The organism is Ponticoccus sp. (in: a-proteobacteria) (genome assembly GCF_048381735.1).
Genome location: NZ_JBLXGL010000025.1, coordinates 1 through 5,425 on the forward strand (window position 1 = coordinate 1; position 5,425 = coordinate 5,425).

Genomic DNA, 5,425 nt, shown 5'->3' on the forward strand with positions numbered 1-5,425 from the left:
CGCCGTCGCACCATGCGGCGCAGGGCAGAACGCGCTTCTGGTCCTTGAGATAGGATTCCGCCATCTCGATGGCCGAGGTCGCGGGGGCGTAGAAGGCGGAGCCGGTCTTGAGCAGGCCGACGATCTCGGCGCCGCCGTCACGGGTGCGCTGCACGATCGCGTCGAGCTTGTCCTGCGTGGTCCAGCCCATGTCGACCAGGTCGGGCAGGGGGATACCGGCAACGGTGGAATAGCGCACGGAGGGCACCATGGTGTCGCCGTGGCCGCCCAGAACGAAGGCGGTGACATCCTTCATGGAGACGTTGAACTCGGTCGCGAGGAAATGGCGGAAGCGCGCGGAGTCGAGCACACCGGCCATGCCGCAGACCTTGTTCGCGGGCAGGCCCGAGAACTGCTGCAGCGCCCAGACCATCGCGTCGAGCGGGTTGGTGATGCAGATGACAAAGGCGTCGGGAGCGTTGTCGCGGATGCCTTCGCCGACCGACTTCATCACCTTGAGGTTGATGCCGAGAAGGTCGTCACGGCTCATGCCCGGCTTGCGCGGAACACCGGCGGTCACGATGCAGACGTCGGCGCCCGCGATGTCGGCGTAATCGTTGGTGCCCTTGAGCGTGGCGTCGAAGCCTTCGGAGGGGCCGGATTCGGCGATGTCGAGCGCCTTGCCCTGGGGCGTGCCCTCGGCGATGTCGAACATGATGACATCACCCAGTTCCTTGAGGGCCGCGAGGTGCGCAAGCGTGCCGCCGATCTGTCCCGCGCCGATGAGGGCGATCTTGGGTCTGGCCATGGATCTATCTCCACCCATTTGTGAAATCCGCCGTCTGGTATGGGTTTAAAGACGACGCGCGGTGCTGGTGGGCATTGTTCCGCCGGGGATGGCAAGCGCGGTGGTGATGGCGCGAAGACAAGGAAATCGAGAGGTTAGGCGGTTGATTGAGCTCTTTCCTGGCAGGTTCTGGCTGTCCCGGCAGTGATCTGCCGGTGTCTCGAAGGCGGCTTCGGACCGCTGCCTTTGCCGGCGACGATTTCCTGCTGGTGATCGAACCGGGGCAGGCGCTGGGGTGATGTTGTCGCTGCTGATGCTGGTCGACACTGAGCCTGCCCGCCTATTGGCGCAAGTGGTCCCGGCCGGATCGGTGCCAGCTTCTGGCGGGGCGGTGCCCGGCACCTTGCTGGGCGCGCTGTTCTATGCCCGCAGCGATCCCGACATGATCCGCCTCCTGATCGGCGTGATTTCGGTCGGGTTCGTGGCCTCCGAGGTGGCAGACCCGCGGCTGCCGGGGCAGGGCGGTGCGGCGGTTCGGGGTGGTCGCGGGCTGGGTGTCGGGAGGTTCTGGGCTTCACCAGCTTCGTCAGTGCGCCGGCGGACGGCGGCGGCGATCTTCCTTCTGGGGCGCGGCCTGGACAAGACGCGCTACCGGCGACGACGGTGTTGGTGTTCTGGGCGGTGAACATCATCAATATGGCGTTCTACGCGGCCATGGGTATCTTCACGGTGGAAAGCCCGCTTTTCGACATCGCGCTGGCCCCTTTGCCTGCTGGGCTGTGGCCATCCGCGCGCACGGGTTGTGCCCGATGTCTTCGGACGAAGCCCATATGCGCTGGTCGTCACCGGCGGCGCGCTGATCTGGGACGGGCTGAGCTGAGCGCCCCTGTCGTCAGCGGTCCGGGCGGAAACAGGTTTCGGGCGCCTGGCCTTCGGGCCGGTGGTCCGTGCGCCGCAGGAGATACGGCGCCAGTGCTCTGTTCGCGCGGGATTCGCGCCAGCGGCACAGGCGGTTTTCCGGGTTGGTGAAGATCAGCAACAGGACGAATGATGACGAGACGGACGACAAGGATCATCGCCGGCCTCGGTAACGGCAGGTGTCATGTAATTCCCCGCCGCGATCCGCGGCGCATGGCCAGCAGGTCATGCGGCGCGCGCAGTTCCCGGCATCCGGCTCGTAAGCGGTCTGGGAAGGGGAAGCCCGGCCTCGGGTGCGTAATGGCGAACGCCTGATCGAGGCGCGGCGAGGGCATCACGGCGGCGGCGGTTCGGGTGGAGAGATCTTGCATCGGTCGGGACCTTGTCTTCGTCTGTCGGTCCTCCCCGCGGTGTAGATAATATCGCGGGCGCGGGGGAACCACCGATGCTGCAAGGCGAAATGCGCGGGCCAAGGTTCCCCAGAGGAAACAGCCGCCCCCCTGGGGATGGCGGCAGAACAGGCGCGATATGGGCCGGTCGATCAGACCGCGGTTCAGCATCATGCGTTGATCTCGGCGATCGCCTTGCCGGGTTCAGACCCCGGGGCAGGTCTTGGCGTTCATGATGGTGGCAGCGGTGAGCTTGAAAGGATCCTCGAGATCACAGCCGCTCGCCTGTGGCTTCGTCGCGGCTGTCGATGATCCAGCGGTAGGCATGCAGCAGCGCGGCCGGGCCGAGATAACGGTCGGAGTTCCACCAGTAGCTCGGGCAGGCGGTGGAGCAGGAGGCGCACATCACGCATTCATAGAGACCGTCGAGCTTCTTGCGATCCTCGATGGACTGGCGCCACTCCTTCTCGGGACGGTTGGTCTTGGTCTCCAGCCAGGGCATGATGCTGGCGTGCTGGGCATAGAAATGCGTGAGGTCGGGGATCAGGTCCTTGACCACCGGCATGTGCGGCAGCGGGTAGATGCGGACATCGCCCTTGACCTCGTCCAGCCCGTAAATGCAGGCGAGGGTGTTGATCCCGTCGATGTTCATCGCGCAGGAGCCGCAGATGCCTTCACGGCAGGAGCGGCGGAAGGTCAGGGTCGGGTCGACCTCGTTCTTGATCTTGATGAGCGCGTCCAGGATCATCGGGCCGCACTTGTCCATGTCGAGGTAATAGGTATCGACGCGCGGGTTCTCGCCGTCTTCCGGGCTCCAGCGGTAGATCTTGAAGGCCCGCACGGTGGTCGCGCCCTCCGGCTTGGGCCAGGTCTTGCCCGTGCGGACCTTGAGTTCTTGGGTAGCGTGAATTGAACCATCTCTCTCTCCTATCGGATGAGCGCCGGCAGCCCCTCGGCTGCCAGGCAGGTCAGGGTCGGGTTTCGAGACGATGTCGGACACGACTTCGACCGTGCTCGGTCTGCCGGTGACGCTGTCCGCGGCCAGCGCGAAGATCTGCGTGGACGAGGCATTGTCGATGATGCAGTCGATGGCCGGCTGACCGGCACACCGGGAAGCGGTCGACGACCACCTTGAAATCGTGGAGCGCGCCGCGTCGCGGGCGATCTGGTCTCCGCGTGGCCGGGGTACAGGCGGCGAGGATCAGGGGAAGGACGATCAGGGCGAAAGACGTTTCATGCGAGAACCTTGCTCAGTGCGGTGACAATGCCCCAACGGCGGAAGCATTCCGTGTTCCGTCCCTGAACAGCACATCGGTGACAATGTCGTCAGCGATGCCGGTCCGGCCCTGCACGTTGTCCGCCGCCAGCGCGCGTTGATCTGCGAGCGGTCGGCGTTGTCGAGGATGCAGCGCACCGCCTTGGTCGTCGGCACGCCGCGGATGCGCTCGGCCACCACCGGGGTGATGGCCGCTTCGGCCGTCGCGCGCGAGCCCGTCCCGCGCCTGCGCGGAGCAGGCGGCGAGCAAGGGCACGAGGGCGAGCGCGGCGCGATGCATCAGAACGTCCGGGCCTTGGGCGCGATCTTGGCGAGGCTGATGCCGCCCTCGGCCTCGTCGTCAGCGGATCGAGAACCACCGGGCGGTTGCTGAGCGCTACCGACGTGCCGTCGACGGGCGATGGTGCGCAGCGCCAGTTGTCGTCGTCGCGGGTCGGGTAATCCTCGTGCGCATGGGCGCCACGGGATCTTTGCGCGCCTCGGCGCCGACGATGGTGGCCAGCGCGCGTTGGGCATGAGGTTGGTCAGCTCCAGCGTCTCCATCAGGTCGGAGTTCCAGACCAGGGTCCGGTCGGTGACCTGATGTCGCTCATCTTGCCGGCGATGGCGGTCATCTTCTCGACACCCTCCTTGAGGGTCTTGTCGGTGCGGAAGACCGCGTCGGCCCGCATCGCGCTGCATCTCGAGCCGCAGTTCCGCGGTCGGCGTGCCGCCGTCGGCATGGCGCAGCCCGTCGAAGCGGTCGAAGGCCTTGTCGACGGAGGGCTGGTTGAGCGTGTGCTTGGCCGCGTCCTTGTCGACGACCTTGCCGGCGCGGATCAGGCGGCGCGGCCGAAGACCACGAGGTCGATCAGCGAGTTGGAGCCGAGGCGGTTCGCCCCGCGCACCGAGGCACAGCCTGCTCGCCCACGGCCAAGGGGCCGGGAACCACCGCACGTGTTGTCGGCGGTCGGGTTCAGCACTTCGCCCCAGTAGTTGGTGGGGATGCCGCCCATGTTGTAGTGTACCGTCGGCAGGACCGGGATCGGTTCCTTGGTGACATCGACGCCGGCAAAGATCTTGGCGGATTCCGAGATGCCGGGCAGGCGCTCGGCCAGCGCTTCGGCGGGCAGGTGCGACAGGTTGAGGTGGATGTGGTCGCCATGTTCGCCCACGCCGCGGCCTTCGCGGATCTCCATCGTCATCGAGCGCGAGACGTAGTCGCGCGGCGCGAGATCCTTGTAGGTCGGCGCGTAGCGTTCCATGAAGCGCTCGCCCTCGGAGTTGGTGAGGTAGCCGCCTTCGCCCCGCGCGCCCTCGGTGATGAGGCAGCCGGAGCCGTAGATGCCGGTGGGGTGGAACTGCACGAATTCCATGTCCTGCAGGGCAAGACCCGCGCGGGCCACCATGCCGCCGCCGTCGCCGGTGCAGGTGTGCGCCGAGGTCGCGGAGAAATAGGCGCGCCCGTAGCCGCCGGTGGCCAGCACGACCATCTTGGCGTTGAAGACATGCATGGTGCCGTCGTCGAGCTTCCAGCAGACGACGCCCTGGCACACGCCGTCTTCCGACATGACGAGGTCGATTGCGAAGTATTCGACGTAAAATTCCGCGTTGTTCTTCAGCGACTGGCCGTAGAGCGTGTGCAGGATGGCGTGGCCGGTGCGGTCGGCCGCGGCGCAGGTGCGCTGCACGGGCGGGCCTTCGCCGAATTCGGTGGTGTGGCCGCCGAAGGGACGCTGGTAGATCTTGCCCTCTTCGGTGCGCGAGAAGGGCACGCCGTAGTGTTCGAGTTCGTAGACCGCGGCGGGGGCGGAGCGGGCGAGGTATTCCATCGCATCGGTGTCGCCCAGCCAGTCCGACCCCTTGACGGTGTCGTACATGTGCCACTGCCAGTTGTCGGGGCCCATGTTGGAGAGCGACGCGGCGATGCCGCCCTGCGCGGCGACGGTGTGCGAGCGGGTCGGGAAGACCTTGGTCACGCAGGCGGTGCGCAGGCCCTGTTCGGCCATGCCGAGGGTCGCGCGGAGGCCGGCGCCCCCGGCCCCTACGACCACGACGTCATAGTCATGCGTCTCGTATTCGTATGAAGCAGTCATA

The 5,425-nt window shown here is 66.5% G+C and carries 4 protein-coding genes and 1 pseudogene; 1 reads left to right on the top strand and 4 read right to left on the bottom strand.

From position 1 onward, the window contains the following. The coding region (mdh, locus tag ACN5KJ_RS20420) for a malate dehydrogenase (RefSeq protein WP_418596031.1) at nucleotides 1-787 on the bottom strand (787 nt) is incomplete at its 3' end. 277 nt (nucleotides 788-1,064) lie between these two features. On the opposite strand from mdh, the gene ACN5KJ_RS20425 reads away from it, so the two are divergent. Beyond that, the gene (locus tag ACN5KJ_RS20425; protein WP_418596033.1) at nucleotides 1,065-1,451 is read left to right on the top strand and encodes a hypothetical protein; all 387 of its coding nucleotides are present in this window, start codon (nucleotides 1,065-1,067) and stop codon (nucleotides 1,449-1,451) included. A gap of 781 nt (nucleotides 1,452-2,232) precedes the next feature. On the opposite strand, the pseudogene ACN5KJ_RS20430 reads toward ACN5KJ_RS20425, so the two are convergent. From ACN5KJ_RS20430 to ACN5KJ_RS20440, 3 genes and pseudogenes are all read right to left on the bottom strand, one after another. Beyond that, nucleotides 2,233-2,991: pseudogene (locus tag ACN5KJ_RS20430) on the bottom strand (succinate dehydrogenase iron-sulfur subunit); the annotation flags it as partial. Between the two features lie 332 nt (nucleotides 2,992-3,323). Next, nucleotides 3,324-3,629 (bottom strand): hypothetical protein, encoded by a 306-nt coding sequence (locus ACN5KJ_RS20435; RefSeq protein ID WP_418596035.1) that lies wholly within the window; start codon nucleotides 3,627-3,629, stop codon nucleotides 3,324-3,326. A gap of 538 nt (nucleotides 3,630-4,167) precedes the next feature. Next, a partial coding sequence (locus ACN5KJ_RS20440; protein ID WP_418596036.1) for an FAD-binding protein occupies nucleotides 4,168-5,425 on the bottom strand: 1,258 nt, incomplete at its 5' end.

Excerpts from the sequence above, each read along its gene's own strand:
- ACN5KJ_RS20425 (WP_418596033.1), top strand. The coding sequence starts at position 1,065 with ATGTTGTCGCTGCTGATGCTGGTCGACACTGAGCCTGCCCGCCTATTG.
- ACN5KJ_RS20435 (WP_418596035.1), bottom strand. The coding sequence starts at position 3,629 with ATGCATCGCGCCGCGCTCGCCCTCGTGCCCTTGCTCGCCGCCTGCTCC.